Genomic DNA, 15398 nt, shown 5'->3' with positions numbered 1-15398 from the left:
ACACCAGGACCCGGGAGGCCGGTGCCGCCGGACCCCGCGCTCGCCGAGGACGCCGCCGCGGCCCTGGCGGACCTGCGCGCCGCGGCGCCGCTGGTGCAGTGCATCACCAACGCCGTGGTCACCAACTTCACCGCCAACGTGCTGCTCGCCGTGGGCGCGTCCCCGGCGATGACCGACATCCAGGGCGAGGGCGGGGTCTTCGCGGAGCTCGCCGACGGCCTCCTCGTCAACACCGGCACGCCCACCGCCGAGCAGCGCGGCGCCGCCTACGAGGCCGTCGGGGCCCGGCGCCGCGCGGGCCGGGCCTGGGTCCTGGACCCGGTGGCGGTGGGCGCCCTGCCCGTGCGCACGGCGCTGGCCCGCGACCTGCTCGGGTTCGAGCCGGCGATCGTGCGCGGCAACGCCTCCGAGGTCATCGCCCTCGCCGGCGGCGCCGGCGGCCGCGGCACGGACGCGACCCACGGCGTCGACGCGGCCCGGGACGCCGCCGCCGCGCTCGCCGAGCGGGCCGGCTCGGCGGTGGCCGTGTCCGGGCCCGTGGACCTCGTGCGCTCCCCGGACGGCACGGTGGTCCGGGTGCCGCACGGCACGCCCCTGCTGACCCGCATCACCGGCGGCGGGTGCGCCCTGGGCGCCCTCATGGCGGCGTTCACCGCCGTGCGCACGGACCCGGCCGCCGCGGCGGTGGCCGCCACCACGGTGTACACCCTGGCGGCCGAGGACGCGGCCGCCGACTCCGCCGGGCCCGGCTCCTTCGCCGTGGCGCTGCTGGACCGGCTGCACGCCGTCACCCCGGAGGGGATCGCCGCCCGGGCGGAGCTCGTGCGCGAGGAGGTCGCCCGGTGAGCCCGCGCCTCGACCCCGCGGCCCTGGCCCTGCACCTGGTGACGGACACCGCCCTGAGCGCCCCCCGGACGGTCCCGGACGTCGTGGCCGCCGCCGTGCGCGGGGGAGCCACCATGGTCCAGGTGCGGGAGAAGGACGCCCCGGTCCGCGAGCTCGTCGCCCTGCTGACGGCCGTGGCCGAGCGCGTGGGCCGGGAGGTGCCCGTGCTCGTGGACGACCGCGCCGACGTGTACCTCGCCGCCCGCGCGGCCGGCGCCCCCGTGGCCGGCGTGCACGTGGGCCAGTCGGACCTGCCCGTGGCGCTCGCCCGGGAGATCTGCGGCCCGCAGGCCGTGCTCGGCCTCAGCGCCGCCACGGCGGAGGAGCTCGATGCCGCCGCCGCGCTGCCGGCCGGGACGGTCGACTACCTGGGCGTCGGGGCGGTGCGGGCGACCCGCACCAAGCCCGACCACCCCGAGCCGCTGGGCGTCGAGGGCTTCGCCCGCGCCGCGGCCCGCACGGCCCTGCCCTGCCTGGCCATCGGCGGGGTGCGGGTCGAGGACGCCCCCGGCCTGCGCGCCGCCGGCGCCGCGGGGCTGGCCGTGGTCTCCGGGATCTGCGCCGACCCGGACCCCGCCGCCGCGGCCGCCCGCTACCTGCGGGCCTTCGCCGCCGTGCCCGCCGGGGAGGTGGCCCCGTGACCGCCCGCGTGCCCCGCGTCCTGGCCATCGCCGGCACCGACCCCACGGGCGGGGCCGGCCAGCACGCGGACCTCAAGTCGATCGCCGCGATGGGCGGCTACGGGATGAGCGCCGTCACCGCCGTCGTCGTGCAGAACACCGTGGGCGTGCGCGACATCCACGTCCCGCCGGTCGAGTTCCTCTCGGCACAGCTGGACGCGGTCGCCGAGGACGTCGAGATCGACGCCGTCAAGATCGGGATGCTCGGGTCCGTGCCGGTCATCGAGGCCGTCACCCGGTGGCTCGGGACCCACCGGCCGCCGGTCGTGGTCCTGGACCCCGTCATGGTCGCGACCTCCGGGGGCCGCCTGCTGGAGCGCGAGGCCGAGGACGCCCTGCGCGCGATGCTCGGCCTCGCCGACCTGATCACCCCGAACCTGCAGGAGCTCGCCGTGCTCGCCGGGGAGGACACGGCGTCGTCGTGGGACGAGGCCCTCGCGCAGGGCCACCGTGTGGCCCGCGCCCACGGCACCCTGGTGCTCGTCAAGGGCGGGCACCTCACGGGGGACCGGACGCCCGACGCGCTCGTGGGCCCGGACGCCCCCGAGCCCCTCGTGGCGTTCGACGGCGCCCGCGTGCCCACCGAGAACTCCCACGGCACCGGGTGCTCCCTCTCCTCGGCCCTGGCCACCCTCCAGGCCCGGCACGGGGACTGGCCCCGGAGCCTGCGGATCGCCCGGGACTGGCTGCGCGGCGCCCTCGAGGCCGCCGGGGACCTCGAGGTCGGCCACGGCAGCGGGCCCGTCCACCACTTCCACCACGTCCAGGACGCCCTCGAGAGCTGGGGCACGGGCCCGGAGCGGTTCACCGACGAGCTGTGGGAGGCCTCCGCGGCCGTGCGGCGGGAGATCGAGGAGCTAGAGTTCGTCCGCCTCCTCGGCGACGGCCGGCTCGAGCCGGACCGCTTCCTCGCCTACCTCGACCAGGACCTGCAGTACCTCGACGGCTACAGCCGGGCGCTGGCACTGCTGGCCGCCAGGGCGCCCGACGAGGAGCAGCGGCTGTTCTTCGCCGCCGGCGCCGTGTCCTGCACCGAGACCGAGGCGCAGCTGCACCGGGCGCGGCTGCGGCACGCCGGGGACGGCGGCGCCCGGGCCGGCAGTGCCCGGGACGGCCTCGGCGAGGTGACGCGGCGCTACACCACGTTCCTGCTCGCGGCCACCGCCGCCGAGCCCTACCCGGTGGGCCTGGCCGCCGTGCTGCCGTGCTACTGGGTCTACGCGGACGTGGGCCGGCACCTGAACGAGCTCGCCGCGGCCGACGGGACCGACGGGCACCCCTACGCGGACTGGCTGGCCACGTACGCGGACGAGGGGTTCCAGGAGGCCACCCGCACGGCCCGCCGGCTGCTCGACGACGCCGCCCGGGCGGCCCCGGCGGACGTCCGGGCGAGGATGCGGGAGGTGTTCCTGGAGGCCTGCGCGCTCGAGCGGGACTTCTTCGCCGCGCCGGTGGCGGAGCGCCGGTTGGCGGGCGCTGACCGGATCGAGTAGTCTTGATCTTCGGTGCCCTGCCGGTGCGCGCGTGTAAAAACTCGACACCCCACCTGGCGGCACATGCGGGTGCAGTTCCTGAATTGCGGCGAACCTGCGCTGACCTCGGCCTAGTCCCACGGGCCGGTCACCGTCAGCTCGTCTCAACGTCGTTGGTCCTGACAGGTATGCGCTCGACCCACACTGTTTACACATGACGTCGAGAGAAGTGAGTTCCCAAGTGGTGTACGCGATTGTCCGCGCTGGCGGCCGCCAGGAAAAGGTTTCCGTCGGAGACCTCGTTACCCTTGACCGCGTCGCCGGCGGAGCAGGCAGCACCATCGAGCTCCCTGCCCTGCTGCTGGTCGACGGGGACAAGATCACCTCGGATGCCCAGACCCTGGCGAGCGTCAAGGTCACGGCCGAGATCGTCGAGAACCTCCGCGGTCCCAAGATCTCCATCCAGAAGTTCAAGAACAAGACCGGCTACAAGAAGCGCCAGGGCTTCCGTGCCGAGCTGACCACCGTGAAGGTGACCGGCATCGACGCCTGACCGGCCCGGTCCCCGTCCAGACTCCACCAGCCAGTAAAGACCCGAAGGTAGGCACACCTCATGGCACACAAGAAGGGCGCGAGCTCCACTCGCAACGGTCGCGACTCCAACGCGCAGTACCTCGGCGTGAAGCGCTTCGGCGGCCAGACCGTCAACGCCGGCGAGATCCTCGTCCGGCAGCGCGGCACGCACTTCCACCCCGGCCTCAACGTCGGCCGCGGTGGCGACGACACCCTGTTCGCCCTGGCCGCCGGTCAGGTCGAGTTCGGCACCCGCCGGGGCCGCAAGGTCGTCAACATCCAGGCTGCCGCAGAGTAGTCCACAGGGCCGGCGCTGCCGGCCCCGGTGCGGGTCACGACCCGCACCACCCATGTTTGGTCTGTAGAGGGTGGGTGCGTCCAGCGCCCGCCCTCTACAGTCTTAACGTGGCCCGTCCGTTCTTGAACCAGAGGAGTTCCCCGTGGCCAGTTTCGTCGACCGCGTCGTCCTGCACGTCTCCGGCGGCTCCGGCGGGCACGGCTGCGTGTCCATCCGCCGCGAGAAGTTCAAGCCGCTCGGCGGGCCGGACGGCGGCAACGGGGGGGACGGCGGCAGCGTGGTGCTGCGCGTGGACGGCCAGACCACCACGCTGCTGAACTACCACCACGCCCCGCACCAGTCCGCCCCCAACGGCGGACCCGGCAAGGGCGACCTCCGCCACGGGCACAAGGGCGAGGACCTCGTCCTGTCCGTGCCCGACGGCACCGTGGTCAAGGACCAGGACGGCAACGTCCTGGCCGACCTCGTGGGCCAGGGCTCCGAGTTCGTGGCCGCCCCCGGCGGGCAGGGCGGGCTGGGCAACGCCGCGCTGGCCTCGGTCAAGCGCAAGGCCCCCGGGTTCGCGCTCCTCGGCACGCCGGGCTCGGCCCGGGACGTGGTCCTGGAGCTGAAGTCCATCGCCGACATCGCCCTGGTCGGCTACCCCTCCGCCGGCAAGTCCAGCCTCATCGCCGCGATCAGCGCCGCCCGCCCCAAGATCGCCGACTACCCGTTCACCACGCTCGTCCCGAACCTCGGCGTGGTGGAGGCCGGGGACGTGCGCTACACCGTGGCGGACGTCCCGGGCCTGATCCCCGGCGCCTCCGAGGGCAAGGGCCTGGGGCTGGAGTTCCTCCGCCACGTCGAGCGCTGCGCCGCGCTCGTGCACGTCCTCGACTGCGCGACCCTGGAGCCCGGGCGGGACCCGGTCTCCGACCTCGAGACGATCGAGGCGGAGCTCGCCGGCTACGCCGTCGACGGCGACCTCGACGGCGGCCAGGCGGTGCCGCTGAACGACCGGCCCCGGCTCGTGGTGCTGAACAAGATCGACGTCCTCGAGGCCCGGGAGCTCGCCGAGTTCGTGCGGCCCGAGCTCGAGTCCCGCGGCTACCGCGTGTTCGAGATCTCCACCGCCTCCCACGAGGGGCTGCGGCAGCTGACCTTCGCCATGGGCGAGGTCGTGCAGCAGGCCCGTGCCGCCCGCCCCGCCCCGGCGGAGGCCCCGCGGGTCGTGCTGCGCCCCAAGGGGGTGCGCGGGCCCGAGTTCACCATCACCCGGGAGGAGCGCAACCTCGAGCCGCTGTGGCACGTGCGCGGCGACAAGCCCGACCGGTGGATCCTGCAGACCGACTTCAACAACGAGGAGGCCGTCGGCTACCTCGCCGACCGGCTCGCGAAGCTCGGTGTCGAGACGGAGCTGTTCAAGCAGGGCGCCCGGCCCGGCGACGCCGTGCTCATCGGTCCCGAGGACGACGGCGTGGTCTTCGACTGGGAGCCCACGATGGTCGGCGGCGCCGAGCTGCTGGCCGGGCCCCGCGGCACCGACCTGCGCTTCGCGGACATCGACCGTCCCACCCGCGAGCAGAAGCGCCAGCAGTACCAGGACCGCAAGGACGCCAAGGCCGCCGCCCGCGCCGAGCTCGAGGCCGAGCGCTCCGCCGGGGTGTGGACCGAGTCGGTCGACGCCCGGCGCGGCGAGGCCCCGGCCGGCACCGACGACTGAGCCCGCCCGCGGGGCGGACCGCGGCCGCACGTGCCGGACGCCCCGCGGCCACCACCCGACGACCGACCCGACACACCGACTGACCCGACACACCGACTGACCGACACACCGACGACGCCCACCGGACGAGGGAGACGCCCAGGATGAACGAGCAGACGAACGAGATCGACGTCGAGCAGCTCGAGGAGGTCGCGGAGAAGTCCGCGGTCCAGCTCAGCAGCGAGAACCGCGGCAAGAACCGGCGCAGCCCCATCGAGCGCCGCGAGGACATCCCGCGCGCCCACCGCGTGGTGGTCAAGGTCGGCTCGTCCTCGCTGACGTCCATCGAGAGCTCGATCGACGAGCAGGCCGTGCGGATGATCGTCGACGCCCTCGGCGAGACGAAGGCCCGCGGCATCGAGCTCGTGTTCGTGTCCTCTGGCGCCATCACGGCCGGTCTGGCGCCCCTGGGGCTGTCCCGGCGGCCGAAGAACCTGGCCGGCAAGCAGGCGGCCGCGGCCGTGGGCCAGGGCCTGCTCATGGGCCGCTACATCGAGTCCTTCGCCCGCTACGGCGTCACGGTGGGCCAGGTGCTGGTCACCGCCGAGGACCTGATGCGGCGCAGCCACTACAAGAACACCCACCGCCAGATCGAACGGCTCCTGGACTTCGGGGTGCTGCCCATCGTCAACGAGAACGACGCCGTGTCCAGCCAGGAGATCAAGTTCGGCGACAACGACCGGATCGCCGCCCTGATCGCCCACCTGATCAAGGCCGACGTCCTGCTGCTGCTCTCCGACGTCGACGCCCTCTACACCATGGACCCCCGCAAGGGCGGGGAGCGGATCCCGGTGGTGAACGACCCCATCAAGGACCTCGAGGGCGTGCAGATCGGGTCGGTCGGCCGCGCCGGCGTCGGCTCCGGCGGCATGGTCACCAAGGTCCAGGCGGCCCGGATCGCCGCGGCCTCGGGCATCCCCGCGCTCGTCACCTCGGCCCAGAACATCACCCGCGCCCTGGACGGCGAGGACGTCGGCACCTGGTTCGCGACCTCCGGCGGGCGGCGCAACGTCCGGCTGCTGTGGCTCGCCCACCTCGCGGACATCAAGGGCTCCTTGACCCTGGACCCGGGCGCCGTCGAGGCGATCCGCGACCGCAACTCGCTGCTGGCCGCCGGGGTCACCGGCGTGTCCGGGACCTTCGAGGCGGGGGAGCCCGTCTCGCTGCGGGACGAGGAGGGCAAGGAGATCGCCCACGGGCTCAGCAACTACTCCTCGGACGAGATCCCGCCGATGCTCGGCAAGTCCACCTCCGTGCTGGCGGAGGAGCTCGGGGACGACTACAGCCGGGAGCTCGTGCACGTGGACAACCTCGTGGTCCTGCGCGCCCGCGGCGCACGGACTAAACTGAAGAAATGACTTCCGCCGCACACGATTCCGTGACCACCGACGAAGCCACCCGCACGACCGGCAAGGCGGTCGTGACCGACACCGGCGTCATCGCCACCTTCGGGGAGGACCCCGTCGCCGGCGTCGCCGCGATGGCCGACGACGCCCGGGACTCCGCCCGCGTCCTGGGCCGCGCCACCCGGGCCTGGAAGGACCGGGCGCTGCTCGCCATCGCCGACCGCATCGAGCGCAAGCAGGACGTGGTGCTCGCCGCGAACGCCAAGGACCTCGAGCGCGGCCGCGTGAACGGGACCTCCACCGCCCTCCTGGACCGGCTCAAGCTGGACGCCGAGCGGATCACCGGCCTGGCCGAGAGCCTGCGCGAGCTCGCCGCGCTGCCCGACCCCGTGGGCGGGTTCGTCCGCGGCAGCACCCTGCCCAACGGCCTGCGGATGCGCCAGGTGCGCGTGCCGATGGGCGTGGTCGGCGCCATCTACGAGGCCCGCCCCAACGTCACCGTGGACATCGCCGGGATCGCCCTGAAGTCCGGCAACGCGGTGCTGCTGCGCGGCGGCTCGGCCGCGGAGGAGTCCAACCGGGCCCTCGTGGGCATCATCCGGGACTCCCTGGCCGACGTGAAGCTGCCCGTGGACTGCGTCCAGAGCGTCGACGAGTACGGCCGCGAGGGCGCGAACGCGCTCATGGCGGCCCGCGGGAAGGTCGACGTCCTCATCCCGCGCGGCGGGCACGGTCTGATCCAGTCCGTCGTCCAGAACGCCAAGGTCCCCGTCATCGAGACCGGCGAGGGCAACGTCCACCTCTTCGTCGACCACTCGGCGTCGAAGAAGATGGCCGTGGACGTGGTCGTCAACTCCAAGACCCACCGCACGAGCACGTGCAACACCACGGAGACCCTCCTGCTGCACCGCGGCTTCGAGCACGGGGCCGCCGTGCTCGCGGCCCTCGACCGGGCCGGCGTCACGCTGCACGTGGACGAGCGGGCCGAGGCCCTGCTGCCGGCCGGCAGCCACCACCTGCGCGCCACCGACGAGGACTGGGGCACCGAATACCTGTCCATGGACCTGGCCGTGAAGGTGGTGGACTCCCTGGACGAGGCGCTCCAGCACATCGACCGGTGGTCCACCCGGCACACCGAGGCGATCGTGACCAACGACCTCGCCTCCGCCGAGCGGTTCGTCGCCGAGATCGACGCCGCCGCGGTCATGGTCAACGCCTCCACCCGCTTCACCGACGGGGGCCAGCTGGGTCTCGGCGCCGAGATCGGCATCTCCACCCAGAAGATGCACGCGCGCGGACCCATGGGCCTGGAGGAGCTGACCACCACGAAGTGGATCGTCCAGGGTGACGGGCACGTCCGCGCCTGAGCCGCGGACGCGGCGGGCCCGCCGCGGATTCAGTACGATGAGAGCCGTCCGGGCCAGCCGGCCGAGGCGGCAGGGCCGTCCACCGACCACCCGCCGCCACGTCGGCGACAGAAGGGATCCCCATGTTCCAGCAGACCGTCACCACCGTCCTCGCAGCCGCCGAGGGCGGGCACGCCGCCGCCGAGGCCGGAGTTCCCCCGTGGGTCTGGGGCGCCTCCGTGTTCGTCGTGCTGATCGGCCTCATGGTGGTGACGCTCTCCTTCGCGAACCGGGGCCTCAGCCCGGAGGTCGGCCAGCACCAGGACCCCGCCGACCTGCCCGCGGACGAGCGAGCCATGCTCGACGAGTACGCGGCCAAGCGCCACGGCTGAGCCGGGGAACCCCACCGTCGTGACGACCGCTCCGCAGGACACCGCCGCCCGGACCCGGGGCCTGCCCCTGACGGGCACGGCCGTCCCGCCCCGGAGGCCGGGCCGCACCCGGCTCGGCGTCATGGGCGGGACGTTCGACCCCATCCACCACGGCCACCTCGTGGCCGCCTCCGAGGTGGCGGGGGAGTTCGACCTCGACGAGGTCGTGTTCGTCCCGACCGGGCACCCCTGGCAGAAGGCCGCCGGGGCGGTGAGCCCCGCGGAGCACCGCTACCTCATGACGGTGATCGCCACGGCCTCCAACCCGCGGTTCACGGTCAGCCGGGTGGACATCGAGCGGAACGGCCCCACGTTCACGGTCGACACCCTGCGGGACCTGAAGCAGCAGCGCCCGGAGGCGGACCTCTTCTTCATCACGGGCGCGGACGTCATGGCGGAGATCCTGACGTGGAAGGGCGCCGAGGAGCTCTGGCAGCTCGCCCACTTCGTCGGCGTCACCCGGCCGGGCCACGACCTGGCCGCGCCCGTGGGCTCCAGCGGCGTGAACCTGCTCGAGGTGCCCGCGATGGCGATCTCCTCCACGGACTGCCGCGCCCGCGTGGCCGAGCACAAGCCCGTCTGGTACCTCGTGCCCGACGGCGTGGTGCAGTACATCAACAAGTACGGCCTCTACCTCGGACCCGAGGACGGGACGACGACGGACCACGTCGGCGCCCGCGGCGTCTCGGCGAAGGCACCCTGATGGCCGGCGAGGACGACGTGCGGGACGGCGCCGCACCGGACCCCGACCGGGCCCCGGCGCCGCCGCCCTCCGGACCGGCGCCCATCATCGACCTCGGGGGGGACGGCGTGCCGGTCCGCCCCGTCAAGCCCCTCGGGCCGCGGCGGCTGGCCCGTCTGCAGCGCGAGCTGGCCGAGCGCGCCCGCGAGCTCGAGGAGGCCGGCGCCGGCCCGGCGGACCCCGAGCTGCTCGAGAAGCAGCGCCGGTTCGCGGAGCTCGCCGCCCAGGCCGGCGCCGCGCAGGCCGACCCGGGCGCTGACACCGCGGTCCGGGAGCCGGTGGCGGCTCCGGAGGCCCCGGCGCCCGGCTCCGCACCGCCCGGCCCGGGGCAGCCCGCTGCGGCCCCGCGTCCTCCGGCGGTGCCGGAGGACCCGCAGGAGCCGCTCGAGCAGATCACCGTCGTGTTCCCCGGCGGCGGCCCGGACGGGCCGGACGAGCACGTGTCCCACGACCCGGTGCACGTCGACCCGGCCCTGTTCAGCAACCGGCTCGCCCCGGAGGACCTGGCGGCGCTCACGCACATCGAGATCGTCGCGCCCACGGATCCCGAGCACCACGGCTCCACACCGGTCGCGCCCGCCGCGGCCGGTGACCACGAGGAGCACGGGCACGCGGAGGACCCACCGGCTCCGCCGGGGGCCGTTCCGTCCGGGCCCGCGGCGTCGTGGCCCGCGGCCGAGGACGATCCGCCGGCCGCCCCCGTGCCGGCCAGCACCGCCGAGGGGCTCGAGCTGCTGGAGCCCCGGGAGTACCGCCGCCGCACGAACGGCGCCTGGTGGTTCCTGCTGCTGGCGGTGCTCGCGGCCCTCGCCGTCGTGCTCGTGCTGTTCGTGCTCTGAGCACCCCGCCGGCTCCACCGCACCGACCGTTCCCGCACCACCCGTACCTGCACGACTCGTCCACTCCAACCGTCCCCACGGGACGGGACCTCCGGTTCGCCGGGAAAGGATCCTCCTTGACTGTCAACGATCTCTCCCTCTCCATCCTCCAGGTCGCGGCCGCCGCGGCGGACGCCAAGCAGGCCCACGACATCGTGGCCCTCGACGTCAGCGAGGCCCTGGGCATCACCGACGCCTTCCTCGTCGCCTCCGCCTCCAACGAGCGGCTCGTCAACGCCGTGGTCGACGAGATCGAGGAGAAGCTCGTCGAGCGCCTCGAGCTGCGCCCGATCCGCCGCGAGGGCCGCTCCGAGGGGCGCTGGGTGCTCCTGGACTACGGCGACGTCGTGATCCACGTGCAGCACGACGAGGACCGGGCGTTCTACGCCCTCGAGCGGCTGTGGCGGGACAGCCCCGTGGTGGACCTCGGACCGCTCTCCGGCCGGACCGCCGCGGCCCCCGCCACCGACGATTTGCCTGGAGCCTGATCGGCTGTCTACTATGAATGCGTTGCCCAGCGAGGCGCTGGAACAACCGGAAAAGGGTGACTGAAAAGGAGCCCGTGAAGGTTGTGATAATGTCTCCGAGGTAACGACCTGGGGCTGTGGCGCAGCTGGTAGCGCATTTGCATGGCATGCAAAGGGTCAGGGGTTCGAGTCCCCTCAGCTCCACCAGGACGAAAGAGCCCGTTCCGCATCACGCGGGGCGGGCTCTTTCGCGTTTTCTCAGCTTCCTTCCCTTCCGTTCGTTGACGCGTCCTGTTACCGTCAGCACCACCGGCGGCCGTCCTCCGTGACCCGGGTCACAGCGAGCTCGAGGCCACAGCGTGGGGAGTTCCGTCGGGGACAAGGGCGTCGACGGTGGAGACCCACCGTGGACGCCCGTGACGGACATCCACCACGGAAGAGGTCATGATGGCAGGGAACAGAGCGGTCGCCTACAAGGGTCCCGGCAAGGTCGAGGTCATCGACACCGAGTACCCGGAGTTCGATCTCAAGGACGCGCCGGGGATCAACCCGGCCAACATCGGCCGGAAGGTCCCGCACGGGGTCATCCTCCGGACCGTGGCCACCAACATCTGCGGCTCGGACCAGCACATGGTGCGCGGGCGCACCACGGCCCCCACGGACCTGGTCCTCGGTCACGAGATCACGGGCGAGGTCATCGAGTGCGGGCCGGACGTCGAGTTCATCAAGGTCGGGGACATCGTCTCCGTCCCGTTCAACATCTCCTGCGGCCGGTGCCGCAACTGCAAGGAGCGCAAGACCGGCATCTGCCTCAACGTCAACCCGGACCGGCCGGGCTCCGCCTACGGCTACGTGGACATGGGCGGCTGGGTCGGCGGTCAGGCCGAGTACGTGCTGGTGCCCTACGCGGACTGGAACCTGCTGAAGTTCCCGGACCGGGACCAGGCCCTGGAGAAGATCATGGACCTGACCATGCTCTCCGACATCCTGCCCACCGGCTACCACGGCGTGGTGACGGCCGGGGTGGGCGTGGGCTCGACCGTCTACATCGCCGGTGCCGGACCGGTGGGCCTGGCCGCGGCGGCCTCGGCGCACCTGCTGGGAGCCGCGGTGGTGATCGTGGGCGACATGAACGAGCAGCGGCTGGCCCAGGCCCGCAGCTTCGGCTGCGAGACCGTCGACGTCTCGAAGGGCTCGCCCGCCGAGCAGATCGAGCAGATCCTGGGTGTCCCGGAGGTCGACTGCGGCGTGGACGCCGTCGGCTTCGAGGCCCGTGGGCACGGCAAGGACGCCTCCCACGAGGCCCCGGCCACCGTGCTCAACTCCCTGATGGACATCACCGCCGCCGGCGGGGCGCTGGGCATTCCGGGCCTGTACGTCACCGGGGATCCCGGAGCCGTGGACGAGGCCGCGAAGAAGGGGTCCCTGTCGATCAGCCTCGGCACGGGATGGGCGAAGTCGCTGTCCTTCACCACGGGGCAGTGCCCGGTGATGAAGTACAACCGGCAGCTGATGATGGCGATCCTGCACGACAAGATCCAGATCGCCAAGGCCGTCAACGCCAAGGCCATCCCGCTGGAGGAGGCGCCGCAGGGCTACGCCGAGTTCGACGCCGGGGCGGCCACCAAGTACGTGCTCAACCCCAACGGCTACATCAAGAACTAGTCCGCGGACCCCGACCGCCCGCGGGGCGGGCCGCACCGGACCTCCGGCGCGGCCCGCCCCGCGGGCGCCGCCGTGTCCGCGGTGTGCCCTGTGGAAGACTGGGCGCATGGCCAAGAAATCCAGCAGCTCGGAGCTCAAGCAGACCGTCGACCAGGTCGCCGAGGAAGCCATCAACGTGGGCTACCGCCTCGAGCAGCGGCTCCACCGGTTCCGGCAGCGGCGCGCCGAGGCCCGCGGGGACATCCCGGTCATGGTGGCCTTCGAGGGCTACGGCTCCGAGCACCACGTGCGGGTCCTGGGCCGGGCCCTGCTGAAGACCCGGGGGCTGATCGAGTCCACCGACGAGAGCGCCGAGTCCATCCGCGGCTGGCGCTCGTTCACCTCCGTGCCCATCGCCTTCGCCCACGTCAACATCTGGATCGACGAGTTCGAGTTCCACCTGGTGGCCGACAAGGGCGGGGTGGTCGACGTCGACCTGCAGGTGTCCCTGGCCCCCGGCGAGCACACCGTGTGGATGCAGACGGAGGGCTCCGAGACGGTCGAGTCCCGCGTGTTCGTCGTGGCCGACGAGCAGCGCATCGGGGTGGTCTCCGACATCGACGACACCGTCATGGTCACAGCCCTGCCCCGGCCCATGCTGGCCGCCTGGAACTCGTTCGTGCTCAACGAGCACGCCCGCACGCCCACCCCCGGGATGGCGGTCATGATGGACCGGCTGCTGCACCGCCACCACGAGGCGCCGTTCCTCTACCTCTCCACGGGGGCGTGGAACGTGGCGCCGACCCTGCGCCGCTTCCTCACGCGCAACGCCTACCCGGCCGGGGCCCTGCTGCTCACCGACTGGGGACCCACCACGGACCGGTGGTTCCGGGCCGGGGCCGCGCACAAGGTGCAGAACCTCGAGCGGCTGGCCCGCAATTTCCCGCACGTGCGCTGGATCCTCATCGGCGACGACGGCCAGCACGACCCCGAGATCTACAGCGGCTTCGTGCACCGCTATCCCGAGCACGTGGCCGCCATCGTGATCCGCAACCTGTCCCCGGCGGAGGCCGTGCTGGCCGGCACCCCGCTGGTCAACGAGGAGCGGCGGGTCACCATCCCCGAGGGCACGCTGTGGATCGAGGGCAACGACGGCGCCTCGATCTCGCGGCAGCTCGCGGAGCACGGCCTGCTCTGACCGGCGGGCTGCGGCGTCCGAGCCGGGCCCTACCCTGGACCCATGACCAGCACCCGCAGCACCCTCCCCGCCCCCGCACCGGCAGACGACTCGGCAGACGTCCCGGCGGACCCCTCGGCAGACTTCCCGGCGGACTTCCCGGCCGTGGACGCCGCCGTCGCCGGTGCCCGGGCGGCCTTCGTGCCCGACGTCGACCTCGCGACCCGGCTGGACCGGCTGCACCGGCTCGAGGACCTCGTGCGGGAGAACCGGACGGTGCTCGAGGAGGCGCTGGCCACCGACCTCGGCAAGCCCCCGGCGGAGGCGTGGCTGACCGAGCTCGGCTTCACCCTCGAGGAGATCGCCGGCATCCGCAAGGAGCTCGGCCGCTGGATGACCCCGGCCCGCGTCCCCGTCCCGCTGAGCCTCGCCCCGGCCCGCTCCCGCGTGGAGCACCAGCCGCTCGGGACCGTGCTCGTGATGGCGCCGTGGAACTATCCCGTCCAGCTCGTCCTGAGCCCGCTGGCGGGAGCGCTCGCCGCCGGCAACACCGTCGTCGTCAAGCCCTCCGAGGTCTCCGCGACCGTCTCCGGGGTGCTGGCCGAGCTGCTCGAACGCTATCTGGGGGACTGCGTGCGCGTGGTCGAGGGCGGCGTGCCGGAGACCACGCGGCTGCTCGAGCACCGCTTCGACCACGTCTTCTACACCGGCAACGGGACGGTGGCCCGGATCGTGATGGCCGCCGCGGCCCGGCACCTGACCCCGGTGACCCTCGAGCTGGGCGGGAAGTCCCCGGTCTGGGTGGACGGCTCGACCGACCTGCGCACCGCCGCCCGGCGGATCGTGTGGGGGAAGTTCCTCAACGCCGGCCAGACCTGCGTGGCCCCGGACCACGTGCTCGGCACCCCGGAGACGCTCGCCGCCCTCGAGCCGGAGCTCCTGCGGGCCGTGGAGGAGCACTACGGCGAGGACCCGTCCCGCAGCGACTCCTACGGGCGGATCGTCACCGCGCGCCACCTCGACCGGCTGGTGGGGCTCCTGGAGCAGGTCCCCGCCCACGACGTCGTCTGCGGCGGGACCGCCGAGCCGGGGGAGCGCTACCTCGCGCCCACGGTGGTGCGCTCCGCCCCGGACGGCCCGCTCATGGCCGAGGAGCTCTTCGGTCCCGTCCTGCCCCTGGTCCCGGTCGCCTCCGCGGAGCACGCCGTCGAGCTGATCACCGCCGGGGACAAGCCGCTGGCCCTCTACGTGTTCTCCGAGGAGCGCTCGGTCAAGGAGCTGTTCCGCCGGCGCACGTCCTCCGGCGGACTGTCCTTCAACGCCCCGCTGCTGCACCTGACCAGCCCCCAGCTGCCGTTCGGCGGCGTGGGTGAGAGCGGCACCGGCGCCTACCACGGGAAGTTCTCGTTCACCACGTTCTCCCACGCGCGCGCGGTCCTGGACAAGCCGCTCGCCCCCGACACGCTGCGGGTCGTCTACCCGCCCTACCGGGGTCTGCGGGCCCGCCTCGCGGCCGCGGCGGTCGGGCTGCGCCGGCCCCGCCGCCGGACCCGACACGCCGTGTCCGAAAATTAATCCTGTCCACCGGCCGGGGGTCCCGCGGTGCGCACAGCCTGTGCACAACGGGACCCCGGCGGCGGGATTCCGCGACCCCCCGCGGAGGCCGCCTGTGGATGGCCGGCGGTGGTTCTGGGGATAGCGAGAGAGGAGCTGTGGAC

15 protein-coding genes and 1 tRNA gene are annotated in these 15398 nt (G+C 73.3%); all 16 read left to right on the top strand.

Translation table 11 applies throughout. The annotated features are described in order from the left end of the window. Window positions 1-21: 21 nt before the first annotated feature. Window positions 22-846 (top strand): hydroxyethylthiazole kinase, encoded by an 825-nt coding sequence (thiM, locus tag E7Z53_RS07265; protein WP_017834597.1) that lies wholly within the window; start codon window positions 22-24, stop codon window positions 844-846. Further along, window positions 843-1526: a thiamine phosphate synthase gene (gene thiE, locus E7Z53_RS07260; RefSeq protein WP_176337485.1), complete on the top strand. Its 684-nt coding sequence runs from the start codon at window positions 843-845 to the stop codon at window positions 1524-1526. The genes thiM and thiE overlap by 4 nt, the downstream gene beginning before the upstream one ends. Beyond that, on the top strand, window positions 1523-3058 hold the full coding sequence (locus E7Z53_RS07255; protein WP_176337484.1) for a bifunctional hydroxymethylpyrimidine kinase/phosphomethylpyrimidine kinase: 1536 nt from the start codon (window positions 1523-1525) through the stop codon (window positions 3056-3058). Before thiE ends, E7Z53_RS07255 begins: the two co-directional genes overlap by 4 nt. 220 nt (window positions 3059-3278) lie before the next feature. Next, entirely contained in the window at window positions 3279-3590 is a 312-nt protein-coding gene (gene rplU / locus E7Z53_RS07250) for a 50S ribosomal protein L21 (RefSeq protein WP_017834600.1), read from the top strand. Window positions 3591-3650: 60 nt separating this feature from the next. Continuing rightward, window positions 3651-3908: a 50S ribosomal protein L27 gene (gene rpmA / locus E7Z53_RS07245; protein ID WP_017834601.1), complete on the top strand. Its 258-nt coding sequence runs from the start codon at window positions 3651-3653 to the stop codon at window positions 3906-3908. A gap of 142 nt (window positions 3909-4050) precedes the next feature. Then, window positions 4051-5610, top strand: coding sequence for a GTPase ObgE (gene obgE / locus E7Z53_RS07240; protein ID WP_176337483.1), 1560 nt, complete (start codon window positions 4051-4053; stop codon window positions 5608-5610). Between the two features lie 143 nt (window positions 5611-5753). Beyond that, entirely contained in the window at window positions 5754-7007 is a 1254-nt protein-coding gene (gene proB / locus E7Z53_RS07235; protein WP_017834603.1) for a glutamate 5-kinase, read from the top strand. After that, window positions 7004-8362: a glutamate-5-semialdehyde dehydrogenase gene (locus E7Z53_RS07230; RefSeq protein WP_031283629.1), complete on the top strand. Its 1359-nt coding sequence runs from the start codon at window positions 7004-7006 to the stop codon at window positions 8360-8362. Before proB ends, E7Z53_RS07230 begins: the two co-directional genes overlap by 4 nt. 122 nt (window positions 8363-8484) lie before the next feature. Next, entirely contained in the window at window positions 8485-8733 is a 249-nt protein-coding gene (locus E7Z53_RS07225; RefSeq protein ID WP_017834605.1) for a hypothetical protein, read from the top strand. A gap of 19 nt (window positions 8734-8752) precedes the next feature. Then, a complete protein-coding gene (nadD, locus tag E7Z53_RS07220) occupies window positions 8753-9475 on the top strand; it encodes a nicotinate-nucleotide adenylyltransferase (protein ID WP_440941481.1) in 723 nt (240 codons plus the stop codon). Continuing rightward, window positions 9475-10353: a hypothetical protein gene (locus E7Z53_RS07215; RefSeq protein ID WP_031283631.1), complete on the top strand. Its 879-nt coding sequence runs from the start codon at window positions 9475-9477 to the stop codon at window positions 10351-10353. The genes nadD and E7Z53_RS07215 overlap by 1 nt, the downstream gene beginning before the upstream one ends. 116 nt (window positions 10354-10469) lie before the next feature. Continuing rightward, a complete protein-coding gene (rsfS, locus tag E7Z53_RS07210) occupies window positions 10470-10880 on the top strand; it encodes a ribosome silencing factor (protein ID WP_017834607.1) in 411 nt (136 codons plus the stop codon). A gap of 110 nt (window positions 10881-10990) precedes the next feature. Next, window positions 10991-11066 (top strand) — tRNA-Ala (locus tag E7Z53_RS07205). A 240-nt stretch (window positions 11067-11306) separates the two neighbouring features. Next, window positions 11307-12524: a formaldehyde dehydrogenase, glutathione-independent gene (gene fdhA / locus E7Z53_RS07200; RefSeq protein WP_031283632.1), complete on the top strand. Its 1218-nt coding sequence runs from the start codon at window positions 11307-11309 to the stop codon at window positions 12522-12524. A 106-nt stretch (window positions 12525-12630) separates the two neighbouring features. After that, window positions 12631-13701 carry an App1 family protein gene (locus tag E7Z53_RS07195; protein ID WP_017834609.1) on the top strand — a complete coding sequence of 357 codons (1071 nt, stop codon included), beginning with the start codon at window positions 12631-12633 and terminating at the stop codon, window positions 13699-13701. A 42-nt stretch (window positions 13702-13743) separates the two neighbouring features. Then, window positions 13744-15255 carry an aldehyde dehydrogenase family protein gene (locus tag E7Z53_RS07190; protein WP_109222435.1) on the top strand — a complete coding sequence of 504 codons (1512 nt, stop codon included), beginning with the start codon at window positions 13744-13746 and terminating at the stop codon, window positions 15253-15255. Window positions 15256-15398 lie beyond the last annotated feature (143 nt).

Origin of the sequence: Kocuria salina, from assembly GCF_013368965.1 — a bacterium.
In the GTDB taxonomy this organism is placed as follows: Bacteria; Actinomycetota; Actinomycetes; order Actinomycetales; family Micrococcaceae; genus Kocuria; species Kocuria rosea.
The sequence above is the reverse complement of the archived record's forward strand: the minus strand, read 5'-3'. Positions and strand labels throughout refer to the sequence as shown.

Bases quoted from the DNA above. Each gene is read 5' to 3' on its own strand.
- E7Z53_RS07230 (WP_031283629.1), top strand. From the start codon at position 7,004: ATGACTTCCGCCGCACACGATTCCGTGACCACCGACGAAGCCACCCGC.
- E7Z53_RS07190 (WP_109222435.1), top strand. From the start codon at position 13,744: ATGACCAGCACCCGCAGCACCCTCCCCGCCCCCGCACCGGCAGACGAC.
- fdhA (WP_031283632.1), top strand. From the start codon at position 11,307: ATGGCAGGGAACAGAGCGGTCGCCTACAAGGGTCCCGGCAAGGTCGAG.
- rpmA (WP_017834601.1), top strand. From the start codon at position 3,651: ATGGCACACAAGAAGGGCGCGAGCTCCACTCGCAACGGTCGCGACTCC.
- E7Z53_RS07195 (WP_017834609.1), top strand. From the start codon at position 12,631: ATGGCCAAGAAATCCAGCAGCTCGGAGCTCAAGCAGACCGTCGACCAG.
- E7Z53_RS07225 (WP_017834605.1), top strand. From the start codon at position 8,485: ATGTTCCAGCAGACCGTCACCACCGTCCTCGCAGCCGCCGAGGGCGGG.
- E7Z53_RS07215 (WP_031283631.1), top strand. From the start codon at position 9,475: ATGGCCGGCGAGGACGACGTGCGGGACGGCGCCGCACCGGACCCCGAC.
- proB (WP_017834603.1), top strand. From the start codon at position 5,754: ATGAACGAGCAGACGAACGAGATCGACGTCGAGCAGCTCGAGGAGGTC.